This is a genomic window from uncultured Jatrophihabitans sp. (assembly GCF_964246335.1).
In the GTDB taxonomy this organism is placed as follows: Bacteria; Actinomycetota; Actinomycetes; order Mycobacteriales; family Jatrophihabitantaceae; genus Jatrophihabitans.
This window is the reverse complement of the sequence record NZ_CAXTQF010000003.1, coordinates 1,339-17,808: the sequence shown is the minus strand read 5'-3', so window position 1 is coordinate 17,808 and position 16,470 is coordinate 1,339. Positions and strand designations below refer to the sequence as shown.

The 16,470-nt window shown below is 70.3% G+C and carries 16 protein-coding genes, 2 tRNA genes and 3 pseudogenes (1 of these 21 only partly in view); 13 read left to right on the top strand and 8 right to left on the bottom strand.

The features are described 5' to 3' along the window. Positions 1-76: 76 nt before the first annotated feature. Complete coding sequence (locus ACFFCN_RS01545; protein ID WP_375489037.1) at positions 77-553, bottom strand: hypothetical protein; 477 nt, start codon at positions 551-553, stop codon at positions 77-79. 78 nt (positions 554-631) lie between these two features. Between ACFFCN_RS01545 and ACFFCN_RS01540 the strand changes: the two genes are divergently transcribed. From ACFFCN_RS01540 to ACFFCN_RS01495, 10 genes are all read left to right on the top strand, one after another. Next, positions 632-1,432, top strand: coding sequence for a fumarylacetoacetate hydrolase family protein (locus ACFFCN_RS01540; RefSeq protein ID WP_375489035.1), 801 nt, complete (start codon positions 632-634; stop codon positions 1,430-1,432). Further along, positions 1,429-2,910: a glutamate--tRNA ligase gene (gene gltX, locus ACFFCN_RS01535; RefSeq protein ID WP_375489033.1), complete on the top strand. Its 1,482-nt coding sequence runs from the start codon at positions 1,429-1,431 to the stop codon at positions 2,908-2,910. The genes ACFFCN_RS01540 and gltX overlap by 4 nt, the downstream gene beginning before the upstream one ends. Before the next feature lie 31 nt (positions 2,911-2,941). Next, entirely contained in the window at positions 2,942-3,844 is a 903-nt protein-coding gene (locus ACFFCN_RS01530; protein ID WP_375489031.1) for an alpha/beta fold hydrolase, read from the top strand. A gap of 78 nt (positions 3,845-3,922) precedes the next feature. Continuing rightward, positions 3,923-5,086 carry an acyl-CoA dehydrogenase family protein gene (locus tag ACFFCN_RS01525; RefSeq protein WP_375489029.1) on the top strand — a complete coding sequence of 388 codons (1,164 nt, stop codon included), beginning with the start codon at positions 3,923-3,925 and terminating at the stop codon, positions 5,084-5,086. 114 nt (positions 5,087-5,200) lie between these two features. After that, a tRNA-Gln gene (locus tag ACFFCN_RS01520) sits at positions 5,201-5,272 on the top strand. Positions 5,273-5,327: 55 nt separating this feature from the next. Further along, a tRNA-Glu gene (locus ACFFCN_RS01515) sits at positions 5,328-5,400 on the top strand. Positions 5,401-5,575: 175 nt separating this feature from the next. Beyond that, complete coding sequence (locus ACFFCN_RS01510) at positions 5,576-5,833, top strand: hypothetical protein (protein WP_375489027.1); 258 nt, start codon at positions 5,576-5,578, stop codon at positions 5,831-5,833. Beyond that, positions 5,833-6,036 carry a CsbD family protein gene (locus ACFFCN_RS01505; RefSeq protein ID WP_375489025.1) on the top strand — a complete coding sequence of 68 codons (204 nt, stop codon included), beginning with the start codon at positions 5,833-5,835 and terminating at the stop codon, positions 6,034-6,036. The genes ACFFCN_RS01510 and ACFFCN_RS01505 overlap by 1 nt, the downstream gene beginning before the upstream one ends. 242 nt (positions 6,037-6,278) lie before the next feature. Beyond that, positions 6,279-7,562: an EAL domain-containing protein gene (locus ACFFCN_RS01500; RefSeq protein ID WP_375489023.1), complete on the top strand. Its 1,284-nt coding sequence runs from the start codon at positions 6,279-6,281 to the stop codon at positions 7,560-7,562. A 77-nt stretch (positions 7,563-7,639) separates the two neighbouring features. Beyond that, positions 7,640-8,143, top strand: a complete 504-nt coding sequence (locus ACFFCN_RS01495) for a hemerythrin domain-containing protein (protein WP_375489021.1) — start codon at positions 7,640-7,642, stop codon at positions 8,141-8,143. On the opposite strand, the gene ACFFCN_RS01490 is transcribed toward ACFFCN_RS01495, so the two are convergent. Further along, the gene (locus ACFFCN_RS01490; protein ID WP_375489019.1) at positions 8,122-9,138 is read right to left on the bottom strand and encodes a hypothetical protein; all 1,017 of its coding nucleotides are present in this window, start codon (positions 9,136-9,138) and stop codon (positions 8,122-8,124) included. The two genes, ACFFCN_RS01495 and ACFFCN_RS01490, sit on opposite strands and share 22 nt — an antisense overlap. 72 nt (positions 9,139-9,210) lie before the next feature. After that, entirely contained in the window at positions 9,211-10,017 is an 807-nt protein-coding gene (locus ACFFCN_RS01485) for a thioesterase family protein (protein ID WP_375489017.1), read from the bottom strand. Between the two features lie 74 nt (positions 10,018-10,091). Here ACFFCN_RS01485 and ACFFCN_RS01480 point away from each other — a divergent pair, with 74 nt between their 5' ends. Together ACFFCN_RS01480 and ACFFCN_RS01475 are read left to right on the top strand one after the other, a co-directional pair. Then, complete coding sequence (locus tag ACFFCN_RS01480; RefSeq protein ID WP_375489015.1) at positions 10,092-10,982, top strand: aldo/keto reductase; 891 nt, start codon at positions 10,092-10,094, stop codon at positions 10,980-10,982. A gap of 59 nt (positions 10,983-11,041) precedes the next feature. Next, positions 11,042-12,174, top strand: a pseudogene (locus ACFFCN_RS01475) (MFS transporter). On the opposite strand, the gene ACFFCN_RS01470 reads toward ACFFCN_RS01475, so the two are convergent. The 5 genes and pseudogenes from ACFFCN_RS01470 to ACFFCN_RS01450 form a co-directional block, all read right to left on the bottom strand. Beyond that, a complete protein-coding gene (locus tag ACFFCN_RS01470; RefSeq protein ID WP_375489013.1) occupies positions 12,171-12,794 on the bottom strand; it encodes an MBL fold metallo-hydrolase in 624 nt (207 codons plus the stop codon). The pseudogene ACFFCN_RS01475 and the gene ACFFCN_RS01470 overlap by 4 nt on opposite strands. Beyond that, entirely contained in the window at positions 12,791-13,888 is a 1,098-nt protein-coding gene (locus ACFFCN_RS01465) for an S-(hydroxymethyl)mycothiol dehydrogenase (RefSeq protein ID WP_375489011.1), read from the bottom strand. Before ACFFCN_RS01465 ends, ACFFCN_RS01470 begins: the two co-directional genes overlap by 4 nt. A 7-nt stretch (positions 13,889-13,895) precedes the next feature. Beyond that, a complete protein-coding gene (locus ACFFCN_RS01460) occupies positions 13,896-14,429 on the bottom strand; it encodes a YbhB/YbcL family Raf kinase inhibitor-like protein (protein ID WP_375489009.1) in 534 nt (177 codons plus the stop codon). Positions 14,430-14,699: 270 nt separating this feature from the next. After that, positions 14,700-16,034 carry an esterase/lipase family protein gene (locus tag ACFFCN_RS01455; protein ID WP_375489007.1) on the bottom strand — a complete coding sequence of 445 codons (1,335 nt, stop codon included), beginning with the start codon at positions 16,032-16,034 and terminating at the stop codon, positions 14,700-14,702. Positions 16,035-16,315: 281 nt separating this feature from the next. After that, positions 16,316-16,470 (bottom strand): annotated as a pseudogene (locus ACFFCN_RS01450) (Hint domain-containing protein); the annotation flags it as partial. Beyond that, a pseudogene (locus tag ACFFCN_RS01445) lies at positions 16,468-16,470 on the top strand (NAD-dependent succinate-semialdehyde dehydrogenase); its annotated part runs 1,338 nt beyond the window's last position; the annotation flags it as partial. The pseudogenes ACFFCN_RS01450 and ACFFCN_RS01445 overlap by 3 nt on opposite strands.

The window sequence follows — 16,470 nt, the reverse complement described above, 5'->3', positions numbered from 1 at the left end:
TGCACCGCCTGCAGGTGATGTGCGGCGTGTCGTCGCGCAGCAGGTGCACGGTCGCCGCTCGACGGGGCGGCAGCGGCTAGCGCGTCGGTCGTGGACGGGGCCGCGCGGGCACCGTCTCGGCAGTGGCCGTCGACCGCAGCCGGCCGAGCACGCAGGTGTCGCAGGTGCGGCTGCACAGGTCGCCGTGGCCGTCGTGCGCGCACGGATCGCCCTGCACGTGCAGCTCCTCCGGGTCGTGCTCGTGCCCGCACCCACAGGCGAGCGCACCTGCCGCGGCGCCGCCCGGCACGCTGTGCTCGGCAACCGCGTCCGCGATGGCCGCGTCGAGGTGCGCCGCCTCGCGGTCGTTGCGGATCGACAGCGCGACGCCCCACGACAACACGGCCACGACAGCGCCGGCCACGAGGGCCACGACGACGAACGCCGTCATCGCCGCGGTGTGGGCGCCCGTGGCGGCCACCGCGCCGACCGCGATCAGCAACACCGCGAACAGGCCGAGCGTGGCGGCGAACTGGCGTCGCTTGTGCAGCGGAACGGCGGACAGCGAGCTCACGCCACCGATTATGACCGACGTGGAGTCACGCCCGGCGGCGCGGCCACCGCAGGAGGCGGCCCCGGTAACGTCGCGGACGTGCGCATCGCCCGTTTCGTCCATCCCGGATCCCCGAACCGCGAGTCGGCAGTCGCCTGGGGGACGGTGGAAGGTGCCGCCGATGCCGGCGCCGACTCGTTGACCGTTGCCGCGATCGACGGTCACCCGTTCGGCTCGCTGGTGTTCACCGGTGATCGGTGGGCGTTGCCCGACGTGCGGCTGCTGTCGCCGTTCCTGCCGAGCAAGGTCGTGGCGATCGGTAAGAACTATGCCGACCACGCCAAGGAGATGGGTGGCGAAGCCCCGACGACGCCGCTGATCTTCCTCAAGCCGTCGACGTCGGTGATCGGTACCGGCGACGCGATCCGGCTGCCACCGTCGTCGGAGCAGGTCGACTACGAGGGCGAGCTCGCGGTGGTGATCGGTGCGCCGGCGCGCAACGTGCGCGCCGAGGACGCGTTGCGGCACGTGTTCGGCTACACCGCCGCCAACGACGTCACGGCGCGCGACCAACAGCGCGCCGACGTCCAGTTCACCCGCGCCAAGGGATACGACTCGTTCTGCCCGCTCGGCCCGTGGGTCGAGACCGTGCTCGATCCGAGGGACCTGCGCGTCGTCACCCGGGTCGACGGCGACGTCAAGCAGAACGGCCGCACCAGCCAGATGATCCACGACGTCGCCGCGCAGATCTCGTTCGTCTCGCAGATCATGACCCTGCTGCCGGGCGACGTGTTGCTCACCGGCACGCCGGCCGGTGTCGGGCCGCTCGCCGCCGGAAACACCGTCGCGGTCGAGATCGAGGGCATCGGCACGCTGACCAACTCGGTGAGCGCCGGATGAGCACTCCGGGACAGGTCCGGGTCCGGTTCTGCCCGTCGCCGACGGGCAACCCACACGTCGGCCTGGTCCGTACCGCGCTGTTCAACTGGGCCTGGGCGCGGCACGTCGGCGGGACCTTCGTCTTCCGCATCGAGGACACCGACGCCGCCCGCGACTCGGTGGAGTCCTACCACCAGCTGCTCGACGCGCTGCGCTGGCTCGGCCTGGACTGGGACGAAGGCCCGGAGATCGGCGGCCCCTACGGGCCGTACCGGCAGAGCGAGCGCCGCGACGTCTACCGCGACGTCGCCGGCCGGCTGCTCGCCGCAGGGCATCTCTACGAGTCGTTCACGACGCCGGAGGAGACCGAGGCACGCCACCGTGCCGCCGGCCGCGATCCGAAGCTCGGCTACGACAACTACGACCGCGAGCTGACCGCCGACCGGCGCGCCGCATACCTGGCCGACGGACGCCGCCCGGTGTTGCGGTTACGCATGCCGGACACCGACATCAACTGGCGCGATCTCGTCCGCGGCGAGGTGAGCTTCGCCGCCGAGCACGTGCCGGACTTCGTCGTCGTGCGCGCCAACGGCGATCCGCTGTACACGCTGGTCAACCCGGTCGACGACGCGCTGATGCGCATCACGCACGTCCTGCGCGGCGAGGACCTGCTGTCCTCGACACCGCGGCAGATCGCGCTGTACCGCGCGTTGATCGACGTCGGCGCCGCGCAGGACGTGCCGCAGTTCGGTCACCTGCCGTACGTGATGGGCGAGGGCAACAAGAAGCTGTCGAAGCGCGATCCGCAGGCGTCGCTCAACATCTACCGCGAACAGGGCTACCTGCCCGAGGCGTTGCTGAACTATCTGGCCCTGCTGGGCTGGTCGATCGCCGACGATCACGACGTCTTCTCCATGCGCGAGATGATCGACGCCTTCGACATCGCCGACGTGAACGCCAACCCGGCCCGCTTCGACCCCAAGAAGCTGGACGCGATCGACGGCACGCACATCCGGCAGCTGGCACCCGCGGACTTCGCCGACCGACTCGCCGCCTTCGCCCTCGACCGCGGCCTGACCGGCGCGCCCGACGTCGTCATGGCGGCCGCGCCCCTCGTGCAGGAACGGGTGCACACGCTGGGCGAGGCGCTCGAGATGATCGCGTTCCTGCTCGTGCCCGACGATGAGTTCCGCATCGAGGAAGCGGCTGCGGCCAAGCAGCTGGGTGCGGCCGGGCAGGAGATACTCGGCGCCGCGGTCCCGGCACTCGAGGGCCTGACCGAATGGACGGGACCTGCCGTCGAGGAGGCGCTGAAGTCCGCGCTGGTCGACGGTCTCGGCGTCAAGCCACGCAACGCGTTCGGACCCGTACGGGTCGCGGTGACCGGCCGGACCGTGTCGCCGCCGCTGTTCGAGTCCATGGAGCTGCTCGGCCGGGACCTGTCGCTGCAGCGGGTGCGCGGCGCCGTCGGGCAGAAGCTGCCACCGCCGCCGAGTTAGCTCTGAGTGTGACGCGGGTAACACGCGCGTCATGCGAGCCCTGCGGCCGATCGACGACGCGCCCCGGCCGGAACACGCCGCGACGCTCGACGGTGTGCACTACGTCGTCACCGGCGAGGCTGACGCGCCGGGCGGCACGCTGGTGCTGCTGCACGGATTCTGCGACAACCTGACCACCTGGAACCGCGTCGTGCCGGCCCTGGCCGCCGAGCACCGGGTCATCGCGATCGACCTGCCCGGCTTCGGGCGCAGCGCCCGTCCGGCACCGCGCCCGCTGCTGGCCGGGTACGCCGAGGTCGTCGCAGCGGTGCTCGACGCCGAAGGCGTTCGCGAGCCGGTGGCGCTCATCGGCAACTCGATGGGCGCGGCCACCGCGATGACGTTCGCGACCAGACACCCCGACCGCGTCGACGCGTTGGTGCTGATCGACATGCCTGGCCTACGCGGCGTCCCGCGGTTGTGGCGCGTCGCCATGAGCCGGCCGGCCGAACTCGGCCTGCGGACGGCGCTGCGCGCGGTGCCCGACGCGGCTGCGCAGTTCGGCATCAGCTGGGCCTACGGGCGCATCGCGGCCGCCCGTCCCGCCGCCCTCGATCCGTCCGTGCGCCAGGGTTTCGGCCTGCCCTACGCGGTGCGCGGCAGCGTGGCCGCCATCGTGCCGATCGGTCGCCGGCTGGTACGTGAACTGCCCGGCGCCGACCTTGCGCGGCACGTCGCGCAGTCCCCGGTGCCGGTGTTGCTGGTGTTCGGCGCCCGCGACCTGCTCACGCCGGCGCGGGTTCTGCGCCGGATCGGCAGGCCGGGCGGCGCCGTCGTGCTGCCCGGCTGCGGCCACTGCCCGCAGGTCGACCAGCCGTCTGCGTTGCTGGGCGAGGTCGGGCCGTTCCTGCGCGCTGCCCGCTCGGACGTGGACCGCACCGCGCGCTCAGCCTGAGTCCGTCCGCGTGCTCGGCACCCCGGTCGCACAACCGTGACAGTGCTACTGTCACGGTCACCGACGACAGAGGTGACAATGACCGCGACACCGACCCGGCCGGCCCGAGCGACCTGGAGCGACGACGACGTCGAGGCGTTCCGCGAGCTCGCGCACACGTTTCTCGCCAAGGAGTGCGCGCCCAACGAGCAGCGCTGGGGAGACCAGCAGCACATCGACCGCGAGGTCTGGACGAAGGCCGGCGAACTCGGGCTGCTGTGCCCGTCGATCCCCACCGAGTACGGCGGCGGTGGTGGCACCTTCGCCCTCGAGGCCGCGTTGATCGAGGAGCAGACCCGCGCGCTGGCGCCCAGCCTCGGCACCTCCGTCCACAGCACGATCGTCGCCCACTACATCAACGCCTACGGCACCGAGGAGCAGAAGCAGCGATGGCTGCCGAAGCTCGCGTCCGGTGAATACGTCGGCGCCGTCGCGATGACCGAGCCCGGCACCGGCTCGGATCTGCAGAGCATCAAGACGAAGGCGATCAGGACCGGTGACGAGTACGTCATCGACGGCAGCAAGACGTTCATCTCCAACGGCTTCCACGCCAACCTGATCGTCACCGTGGCGAAGACGGACCCGGACAACACCGCCAAGGGAATCTCGCTCGTCGTCGTGGAGACCGACGAGCTCGACGGCTTCAGCCGCGGACGGGTGCTGAAGAAGATCGGCCAGCACGGCCAGGACACCGCGGAGCTGTTCTTCGACGGCGTGCGGGTGCCCGCGACCAACGTGCTCGGCACTGACGAGGGGCAGGGCTTCGCCCAGCTCATGCAGCAGCTGCCGCAGGAGCGGCTGATCATCGCCGTGGGCGCAGTGGCTGCCGTCGAGGTCACCCTGGCGCGCACGCTCGAATACACCAAGGAGCGCCAGGCGTTCGGCAAGTCGATCTTCAACTTCCAGAACACCCGGTTCAAACTGGCCGAGGTGGCGACCACGGCGAAGATCGCGCGGGTGTTCATCGACGACTGCATCGCCAAGCACATCCGCGGTGAACTCGACATCCCCACCGCGTCGATGGCCAAGTGGTGGACCACGCAGATGCAATGCGACGTCGCCGACGAGTGCCTGCAGTTCTTCGGCGGGTACGGCTACATGGCCGAGTACCCGATCTCGCGGATGTACACCGACGCGCGGATCCAGAAGATTTACGGTGGTACGAACGAGATCATGAAGGAGATCATCTCGCGGTTCCTGTGACCGCCTCGCGCTCGGCGCAGGCGTCCCGACGGCGGTGCCGGGTACGTTTGGCCGCGCCGAACGCGGTCCGGTAAAGTCTGTCGACGGCCCGCCGAGACGGTACGGGCCGACCCTTGGGGTATGGGGTAATTGGCAGCCCAACTGATTCTGGTTCAGTTAGTCTAGGTTCGAGTCCTGGTACCCCAGCGCAGTCGCACGGCACGCAGTCACGCTGCACCCGCAGCCACGCTGCACACACTGGGGCCCCATCGTCTAGTGGCCCAGGACGCCGCCCTCTCAAGGCGGTAGCACGGGTTCGAATCCCGTTGGGGCTACCCAGCGAGGCGCCCCGGACAACTGTCCGGGGCGCCTTCGTCATCGGCGTCGTGGGTCGGCTCACATCCGCCCGAATCAGCGGTTACCGGTGGGTATTCCCTCCTCGAACGAACTACGAGCCGCGCACCGCAGCGACGGTGCCCCGCGGCGCCGCAACAAAGGTGAGGAGCCACCGTGCAGATCCCTCGGATAGACCCGACGAACGCGCTCGGTCTCGTCGACAAGATCGTCGGGCTGGGCAAGGAGATCGTCGGCACCGCCACCAACCAGGACCGCCTGAAGAAGGCCGGCCAGGTGCAGCAGGACAAGGGCACCGAGCGGATCAAGGCCGTGCAGGCGCAGTTGAAGGCCGATTCGCACGAGGCGAAGGCGTCGGCCGCCGGCCAGGCGCAGCGCAGTGCACAGAACACCAAGGAAGCGGTGAACAGCTGATGGGTATCGGAGAGTCGATCAAGGGCGCGGTCAAGCAGAAGGTCGGCGACGTCACGGACGACGACGCGTTGCAGGCCGAAGGTGACGCACAGCAGACCAAGGGCGACGAGCAGACCCGCGAATCGCGCGAGCGCACCGAGGCCAAGGCGCACGAGGAGAAGGCCGACGCGCTCGAGAAGGAGCAGCGTTCGCTTGAGAACTGAGCATGCCGCCGCACGTCGGCGTCAATGCACCAGCAGGGCCCGGACCGTATGGTCCGGGCCCTGCTGCGTGTTCGCGGCGTAGTCGTACGGAGGCCGCTGCGCGTCGTGAATGCCCGTTTCGCCGAGTCTCAACCCGTACTTGACGTGCCGGGTGTGACCCATTGCCGCGGAGAAATAGGGATCTCGACTTGACGAGTGCCCCGATCGTGAGGTTAGTGTTTGGTCGGAGGTGTGAAGCAAGCATGAATCTGAGGTCGCCGAAGGTCACAGCGTCGTCGCGCGTCGATGTCGCCACGATCCTCGACGGATTGGAGATGCACCTCCAGCCGATTGTCGATGTCGCGACCGGATCCGTGCTCGCGGCCGAGGCACTGGCCCGCTTCCATCACGCACCGGGACTGCGCGCCGACGAGGTCATCGCCGAGGCGCACGCGGCGGGCTACGGGTACACGCTCGAGGCCGCGTGCCTGCGTGCCGCGCTCGACCGCCGCGACGAACTGCCCGCAGGTGTCAAGCTCGCCGTGAACGTGAGCCCCGACGTCGTCCATCACCCGATCGTGGCGCGCCGCTGGCCGCCGGACCTGGACGACGTGATCGTCGAGGTCACCGAGCACCGCGCGCACCGCCCCGCGGCGCTGCAGGACGAACTCGCCCAGCTGCGCCTGCGCGGCGCGGCGATCGCCGTCGACGACGTCGGCACCGGGTACGCCGGACTGCTCCGCCTCGCGATGATGCGCCCGGACTACGTCAAGCTGGACCGCACCGTCGTCGCCGGCGTGCGCGACAGCGACGCGCAGTGCGCCGTGCTGGAAGCTCTCGTGACGTTCTCGCACCGGATGGGCGCGTTCGTCATCGGCGAGGGCGTCGAGTCCCTGGCCGATCTCGCCGCGCTGGCCGAGTTCGACGTCGACTACGGGCAGGGCTGGGCGGTCGGCCGGCCCGGGCGCGATTTCACGCCCATCCGCCCCATGGTCGTCACTGCCTGCCACCGGGCGCGCGGCCGCCTCCTGCAGCGCCGCGTCGACACCCGTTTCTACGCGACCGACACCCGTACGGCGACGACCCGAGGCATGCATGCGATCACGTCCGCCATGTACAACGCCACCGGGCTGACCGATTTGCACGGCGCAGCGGCCGAGGCCGCGGCCGAGCTGGGCGTCGATGTCATCTCGGTCTCGGTGCTCGGCCAGGACGATGTCCTGCGCGAGGTCACGACGATCGGCGAGGCCATCAATACCGACGGCTACGAGCTGCGCGACTTCCCGTGCACGGCCAACGTGCTGCGCACCGGGCAGTCCGTCGAGGTGCACGTCAACGATTCGGGCGCGGACGCCGCCGAGGTCGCCCTGCTGCGTGACTCGGGCTCCGCGAGCCTGCTGATGATGCCGGTGAGCATCGGCGAGCGACCCGTCGGCGTGCTCGAGCTCATCTCGCGCCGACACCGGCGGTGGACGACGCATGACATCGCGCACGCCCGGGGGCTGGCGACGCATCTCGGGCACGCGCTGAACCGCATCAACGCCTGACCCCGCGGATTGCCGCCCCGGCGCGGCGGGTAGTTGCCTCTCGACGACAACCACGCCGCCGAGGGGACACTTCGCACATGGCCGACATCATCGATTCGATCTACGCCGACCACGACTGGCTGCGCCGACAGTTCTTCCTGCTCGACGACGCCAAGAGCACCGAGGAACTGGCGGCCGTCTGGGAGCCGCTCGCCATCCGGCTGGACACGCATGCGCAGGCCGAGGAAACGGTCTTCTACCCGGCGCTGCTGCAAAAGGGTGACTCCGGTGACCCGAAGGACGAGACCGAGGACGCGATCGACGACCACAACGCGATCCGTGACGCCGTCCGGGAGGCCGGCGAGCACGAGGTCGGCTCGGACGACTGGTTCGAGGCGGTCGGTCGCGCCCGCACCGAGAACGGCGAACATCTCGACGAGGAGGAGCGCGAGGCGCTACCCGACTTCATCAAGAGCGCGACGCTGCAGCTGCGCCACGAGCTTGCGCTGAAGTGGTCGGCGTTCTATGCCCAGCACCCGGCAGGTAAGGGCGTCGACACGTCGGACAAGGACGCGGACGACTACATCGAGCGCAACAGCTGATCCGCGCCGGGACGCGGATCGTCGTTCTCCACCGGGATCGGCTCGCCCGGTGGGGCGCCGGCCGGCAACGGCTCGACGGGAGCTGGCGCAACCGCTGCCGCGGCTGAGTCGAGACCCGAACTCGTCAGTGGGCTCGCGACGTGCTCGGGGGCGCGGCGCTTCTCGTCCACGGTGCGCCGCTGCACCACCAGGGCGCCGAACAGCACGCCGCCGAAGATCACCGCGCTGAGCACCATCAACCAGACTGACAACACGAACACGGCGCCGATCAGGCCGTAGGCGTGTACCTGCCAGGAGATCTGTCCCGGCATGATCCAGCGCGACACCCGAACGAGGGTCGTCGTGCCGATGGCCACGGCCACCGCGCCGAGGCGCAGTGCGCGCCATTCGACACGGCCACCCAGTAGCCAGTACTGCGACCACCAGTAGAAGCCGAAGATCACGACGGCCTGCAGGAGCACGCCGGTCGCCGGCCCGGTATCGACGACCTGCTCGTTGACGAAGCGGCCCAACCGGCCGGCCAGCAGCACAGCGCCGGTGAACACGGCCAGCCCGACCGCCCAGACCAGCTGCCGGACGTAGGACCGCACGCCGATCACCCGCGGTAGCGTCCAGATGAGTTCGAAGGCTCGCTGCTGCACCGCCCCGACGCTCGTGCTGAACGCCACGGCGGTGACCATCGCGAACACCAGCGCCAGCGTGCTGATCGACGGCGCGCTGCGGCCGAACAGCCGCTCGACGTCGGCCTGCGAAGCGCCGTTCAGCCCGAAGAACCGGGCTATCACGATGCTGACGCCGTGGCCGGTGGCGCGTTGGAGCACCGCGGACATCGCGACCACCAGCGGGGCTGTGCACAACACCTGCTGCGCGCACAGCGCCAGTGCGTGCGTGTCGAGGTCCAGCTCGCGGATGCGCCGGTACCCGCTGCCGTACAGGCTGCGGGCGAGCCACTCGCGGCCGGCCACGACGCGGTTGCGCGGCGACGGCAGGTTCACGAGGGTCATTGTTCCCTCGGAAAAGGCGGTTACGCAGGTACGGCGGCTGTGAACCCGGCAGGAAATGCGGGCTCAACCGAGCCGGATGCCGGCCAACTGCGTACCGTGCGCCACGACCCGACCGGTCGCGTCCCACACCCAGCACTGCTCGTCGACACGCTGGTCGTCGATCAGGTGGGCGCGCTGCAACACCTGCACCGGGCCCGGCGCTGGCAGCGCGCGCACATAGACCGTGAGTTCCAGCGTCGGCACCCACCCGGTCAGCTCGATGTCGAACGTCGCGGGCGGGAACGCGTCCACGGCATAGAGCAGCGAGGTCGGGTCGAAGGCCGCGCCGCCGGGCAGTGCCAGCCACCCGCGCAGCTCGCCACGCCCCGCCGGCCGGCCGCTGGCGAAACCGAGTGAGTCGCGGTCGAGGCGCAGGTCGACCTGATCCATGATCGCGACGCGCACGCCGGACGGGTTGGTACCCGGCAACCGGACAGCGGATGCGAAGTCTGTGCGCGCACGGTTCGGCACGCCGGCCGACCAGTAGGGCTCGGTGCCCGTGGCGAGCCGGCCGGTGGTCACCAGCGCCTCCACGCACGGCCGGTCGTTCTGCCGCAGGTGCACCCCGTATTGGCTCGCGGTGCGGCCGTTGCGCAGCGTGCGCACCTCGATGGCGGCCGGGCCGGGCTCGGGCGCATGCAGGTAGTGCGCGCTCGCCGCGATGACGTGCCCGTGGGTGCCGACCTGCGCGGCCGCGCGGCCGAGCAGCGACAGCAGGTAGCCGCCGTTCGGCTTGCCGCCGATCGTCCATTCCGGGTGGACGTCGGCGACGAAGGCACTCGCGCCGACGGGCTCGAGCGCGGTGATCGTGTCGAACGTCGTCGCGGTCATGGTGCGATCCAACAGGGGACGCAGCCGTGCCGGGCGGCCGGGGATCGGACAAGTGATCTGGGTAGACCGCACGCATGGCGAAGAACGAGGTCAACGCAAGCGCGTCCGGCACCTTCCAGATCGGCGACATGACGGTCAACCGGTTGGGCTTCGGGGCCATGCAGCTCACCGGTGAGGGGATCTGGGGCGAGCCGGCGGATCGCGAGCAGTGCGTCGCGGTCGTACGGCGCGCCGTCGAGCTCGGCGTCCAGCTGATCGACACCGCGGACTCCTACGGCCCATACGTCAGTGAGGAGATCATCCGCGAGGCGTTGCACCCGTACCCCGACGACGTGCTCGTCGCCACGAAGGCGGGCCTGGTGCGCACCGGGCCCAACGTGTGGTTACCGGTCGGTCGGCCGGAGTACCTGCGGCAGGAGGCGGAGATGAGCCTGCGCCGACTCGGCGTGGAGCGCCTCGGCCTGTTCCAGCTGCACCGCATCGACGAGAAGGTGCCGCTCGAGGACCAGATCGGCGCGTTGAAGGATCTGCGCGACGAGGGCAAGATCGCCGCAATCGGTTTGTCCGAGGTGCAGCCCGAGCAGATCGACGAAGCACGCAAGATCGTCGACATCGCCACAGTGCAGAACCTGTACAACCTCACCGAACGCAAGTCCGAGGACGTCGTCGACTACTGCGTCCGCGAGGGCATCGGCTTCATCCCGTGGTTCCCGATCGCCTCCGGTGAGCTCGCGAAGGACGGCGGGCCGGTCGACGAGATCGCGAAGAAGCACGACGCGTCACCGGCGCAGATCGCGCTGGCCTGGCTGCTGCGCCGGGCGCAGATCATCCTGCCGATCCCGGGCACGTCGACCGTCGCGCACCTGGAGGACAACCTCGCGGCGGCCCACGTCGACCTCGAGCTGGACGAGGTCAAAGAGCTGACGAACGCCGTCCCGGCAGGCAAGTCCGCAGACGGGGAGTGAGCCTGCGGATCACCGGCTGGCCGGCCGCGGGCGCTCTCGCCGCCACGTTCGCCGTGGCCATGCTCGGCACGACGCTGCCGACGCCGCTCTACCCGCTGTACGCCGCCCGCTTCGGCTTCGGCGAGCTGGTCAGCACGGTGATCTTCGCGGTGTACGCGGTCGGCGTAACCGCAGGCCTGTTGTTGTTCGGCCACTGGTCCGATCAGCTGGGGCGCAAGCCGCTGCTCATCGGCGGGCTGGTGCTGTCGGCCCTGTCGGCCGGCGCCTTCCTGATCGGCAGCGACGTGGCCTGGCTGCTGGCAGGCCGTCTGCTGTCCGGGTTGTCGGCGGGGATCTTCACCGGCACGGCGACGGCCAGCATCGTCGACGTCGCGCCGGAGTCCGGCCGCGACCGTGCCGGGCTGCTCGCCGCGGCGATCAACATGGCCGGCCTGGGCGCGGGCCCGGTGCTGGCCGGCGTGCTCGCGCAGTACGGGCCGTCGCCGTTGCGGTTGTGCTTCGTCATCGACCTGCTCCTGATCGCACTGGGCCTTGCCTGCCTGCTCGCCGTGCGTGAGCCGGTGCAGCGTGCGACGACGCTGCGGCTGCGTCCGCGCCGCCTGCACGTGCCGCCGGACATCCGTGGGGTGTTCACCAGGCCGCGATCGCGGGGTTCGCCGGCTTCGCCGTCCTCGGTCTGTTCACTGCGGTGTCCCCGGCATTCCTCGGCCAGGTCGTCAAGAAGCCGAACCACGCGCTGGTGGGCCTCGTCGTCGTCGCGCTGCTCGGCTCGTCGATCGCCGGTCAGACGCTGTCGACCCGCCTGGGGCTGGCGCGGTCGCTGCAGCTGGGCTGCGTGGGCCTCGTCCTCGGCATGGTGGTGATCGGCGCGAGCCTACCGACGGCCTCCCTCGCACTGCTGATCGCCGGCGCCGTGATCGCCGGCCTCGGGCAGGGACTCAGTTTTCGTGCCGGTCTCGGTTCGGTGACGTCGGCGACGCAGCCCGATCACCGCGGCGAGGTGACGTCGACCTTCTTCACCGCGCTCTACGTCGGCATCTCCCTGCCGGTGATCGGTGAGGGGGCGCTGGCCAGCGGCGTCGGGCTGGTGTCGGCCGGTGTCACGTTCGCCGCGCTGGTCGCGGCGCTGAGCGCATTGGCCCTGGTGCTGCTGCTGCGCGCCGGGAACCCCGCGGCCGAAACGGCGAGCTAGTCGGGCCGCTGCCACGAGCTCGCGCCCGCGCGCTCGTCGGCGATGCTCGTGTCGTCGCCATGCCCGGTGTGCACCACTGTCTCGTCGGGCAGCGTGAACAGCCGGTCGCGGATGGTCGCCGTGATGGTGTCGTAGTCCGAGTACGAGCGGCCGGTCGCGCCGGGGCCGCCCTGGAACAGCGTGTCACCGGTGAAGACGGCACCGAGGTCCGGCGCGTAGTAGCAGACCGCGCCGGGTGCGTGCCCCGGAGTGTGCAGCACCTGCAGCTCGACATCGCCGACGGCGACGGTGTCGCCGTCGGCCAGCGGCTGGTATTCAACGTCCGGGTAGGTCATCCGCCACAGCACGTCGTCGTTCGGGTGCAGCCGCACCGGCGCGTCGTAGCGTTCGGCGAGTTCGCGCGCAACGGTGACGTGATCGTCGTGCGCGTGGGTGCACAGCACGGCGAGCAATCGCCTGTCGCCGATCAACCCCGCGATCGGCCCCGCGTCGTGCGGCGCGTCGATCACCACGCACTCGGTGTCGTCACCAACCACCCACACGTTGTTGTCGACGTCCCACGTGCCGCCGTCCAGGCTGAACGTCCCGGAGGTGACGGCGTGCTCGACCCGGGTCGTCACGAGATCTCGACCACGGAGCGCAGGATGCCGCCCTCGCTCATCTTGTCGAACGCGGCATCGACGTCGTCGAGGCCGACGCGCTCGCTGACGAATCTGTCCAGCGGCAGCCGGCCCTGCCGGAACAGGTCGACCAGCATCGGGAAGTCGCGCGAGGGCAGGCAGTCGCCGTACCAGGACGACTTCAACGCGCCGCCGCGGGCGAAGAAGTCGATCAGCGGCAGTTCGAGCGTCATCTCCGGGTTGGGCACGCCGACGAGCACGACGGTGCCCGCGAGGTCGCGCGCGTAGAACGCCTGCTTGTACGTCGCGGGGATGCCCACCGCGTCGATCACGACGTCGGCGCCGAAGCCGCCGGTGAGCTCCTGCACCGCGGCGACCACGCCGTCGTGATCGAGATCTTTCGAGTTGATCGTGTGGGTCGCGCCGAACTCCGTGGCGTGCTCGAGCTTCATGTCGTCGAAGTCGATGCCGATGATGGTGTTCGCGCCGACCAGGCGCGCACCTGCGATCGCGGCCGAACCGACGCCACCGCAGCCGATGACGGCGACGCTGTGCCCCCGCTTGACCGCGCCGGTGTTCACCGCCGCGCCCAGACCGGCCATCACGCCGCAGCCGAGCAGGCCCGCGGCGGCGGGATCGGCATCCGGGTCGACCTTGGTGCACTGGCCGGCGGCGACCAACGTCTTTTCCGCGAAGGCGCCGATGCCCAGCGCGGGGGAGAGCTCGGTGCCGTCGTCGAGCGTCATCTTCTGCGTGGCGTTGTGCGTGTCGAAGCAGTACTGCGGCTCGCCGCGCTTGCACGCCCGGCAGTGCCCGCACACGGCACGCCAGTTCAGCACCACGAAATCGCCGGGCGCGACGTCGGTGACGTCGTTGCCGACCGCCTCGACCGTTCCGGCGGCCTCGTGGCCGAGCAGGAACGGGAAGTCGTCGTTGATGCCGCCCTCGCGGTAGTGCAGGTCCGTGTGGCAGACCCCGCACGTCCGGATCTTGACGAGCGCTTCGCCCGGCCCGGGATCGGGCACGTTCACCGTGACGACCTCGACCGGCGCGCCCTTGCTGCGCGCTATGACGCCCTTGACCTGCTGGCTCATGCGCGCGTCACCCGTCGATCTCGTACTCGGCGACGATGGTCGCGCGGGCGAGCGTGTGGCTGAACAGGTTGAAGCCGAGGAACGCGGGCGTGCCCTCGGCCGGAATGTCGAGGCGATCCACGTCCACCGCGTGCACGACGACCCAGTAGTGGTGCGTGCCGTGCCCGGGCGGCGGCGCGGCGCCGACGTAGCCGACCATGCCGCCGTCGTTCTTCAGCTGGACGGCACCGTCGGGCAGTCCGTTGCCGTCGGCACCGCCCGCGCCGGCGGGCAGTTCGGTGGTGGTGGCCGGAATGTTGAACGCGGCCCAGTGCCAGAAGCCGCTGGCCGTCGGTGCGTCCGGGTCGTACACCGTTACCGCGTAGCTGCGGGTGCCGTCGGGTGCGCCGGTCCACGACAGGTGCGGCGACCGGTCCGCACCGCCCGCGCCCATCACCCCGGAGACCTGCGGCGCGGCGAGCGTCGTGCCGTCGGACACGTCGTTGCTCGTCAGCTCGAAGACGGCGACGTCCGGCAGGTCCTCGTACGGGTTACGGCTCACGTGGTTCGCTCCTTCGCGCGCTGCGATTGATTGCCGTGGCAGTCATACCGCATTACCGCAGCACCCACACCGGTAACCACTCGCGCCCCTCACCGGAAGCGCTCGCGCCCCTCACCGGCAACCACTCGCGCCCCCTCACCGGCAACCGCTCGCGCCCCCCATCAGTGATCAACAGCAATTTCTGGTCGCCCAGGCGACCAAAACCTGCTGTTGATCACCGGGAGGTGGGACTGCGGTCGCGAGGTGAGCTCGCGACCTCGTGGCGGGAGCTCAGCCGGCGTCGCGGTTGGCGGAGTCGTTGTGACGTTGGCGCATCGCGCGGCGCCGCCGCTTCGGCTCGCCGGCAGCGCTGCCCGAGCCGTCGGCACCGGCCAGCCAGGAACGCAGGTGGTCGTACACCGAGCGGTCGGCGAGCAGGTCGAAGTGATGCTTACGACCGCCGAGGTGATAGGTGCGGTCCTGCTCGAACGGGATCGTGCGCACCTTGCCGATGCCGTGCGCGCTCGAATGCTGCACCAGCAGGTCCATGGCGAAGATGCCCTCGGGCTCGCGCGAGAGAGTCGCGGACGCAACCGAGTAGGCGACCCCGGGCAACATCGTGGCGGGGGTGATGCGGTCGTTGAGCAGCTCGTCGACGTCGAAGCCCAGCCAGTCGTCCTCGAGCACGGCGCCGTAGCGCAGATCCTTGATCCCGACGCTGCGCCGGTTGAGGAAGGTGGCGAACGGCCGCGTCTCGGGCAGCCGGGCCAGCCGATGCGTGCCCCAGTTGACGGCGCGTTCCAGCGGAGCGCCCATGTGCGGTGTGCCCAGGCCGACGATGTGCCGCAACGGTTGCACCCACTGCAGGTCGAGCGCCTCGGCCTGGTGCGCCGCGCTCCGCGCGACCAGGCCACCCAGCGAGTGCCCGATGAGTGCGATCTCGGTGACCTCCACCGGCCACAGCCGGACCAGCTCGTCGAGCTGCTCGGCCAGCTCGCGGCCGTTCTGCGAGATGTGCAGGCCGGTGTTGAAATTCAGGTACACCGGCGTCCAGCCGTCGTCATCGCGCAGCATCGAACCGTAGGTCGCGTAGCGGTCGCCCCACCGCTTCTCCGCGGCGAACGACCAGCACAGATCGGTCTCGCACAAACCGTGCGCGAAGACCGCCAGTCGGCCCGTCGCGGTGCCCGACGCTCGCGCGTCGTCGGCGAGGTTGGCCGGCATGCGCCGCAACTGCCCCCCGTGCAGTCGCGCGCGCATCACCGGCGCGAGCGCCGACTCCTCCTCGGCGATCCGGTCGCCCGCCCAGCCGCCGACCGCGCCGAGCACGGCACGCCCGCGCCGGCTGTCGTGCGCCGACGGCGCCGCCGGGTCGGCGAACGAGCTCGCCACGAACCCGATCACCGGCGGCAGGTACGTGACGCCGAGTTTCGTCGACCCGTACGCCACCGCGGCGATGCCGTCGTGCAGCAGCCGGACCGGCGCCGCGCCACGCCCCGTAAGGCGCTCGGCCGCGTCGAACAGCCGGTGCGCGGTGGCCTTGTGCACGTCGCGCACGAGCTCGGTGAACTCGGCCAGGGCCGTACCGGTGAGCGTGCCGGTATCGCGCATCTCGTCTGCTCGCACGATTCCTCCGTCCGTCTGCGGCGATAGTGCACACATGTACACCGACTTGGCAAGCCGATCCGCCGCGCCGCGCCGGCCGGTGACGGAGTAGGAACGACGATGAGCAGACGAGCGCAGCCGACGGCGCGCGGAGAGAAGAGGGCGCGATGATCCCAGACGGCGTACCCACCCAGCAGTTCATCGGCGGCAAGTGGGTCGATGGCGGGGAAGGCACCTTCGACGTGCTCGACCCGTCCACCGGCCAGGTGCTGTGTGCCGTGGCGCAGGCCGGCGTGGACGACCACGTGCGAGCCGAGGTCGATGTAGCTCTCGGCCGGCAGTCCTTCGGCGAGCAGGATGTCGTGGACGTCGAGTTCTACGTGCCAGTAGGTGACCGTATCGACGGGCACGCGGCGGATCGTCGTGCCGTTGATCAGGCACATGATCGGCACGAGGT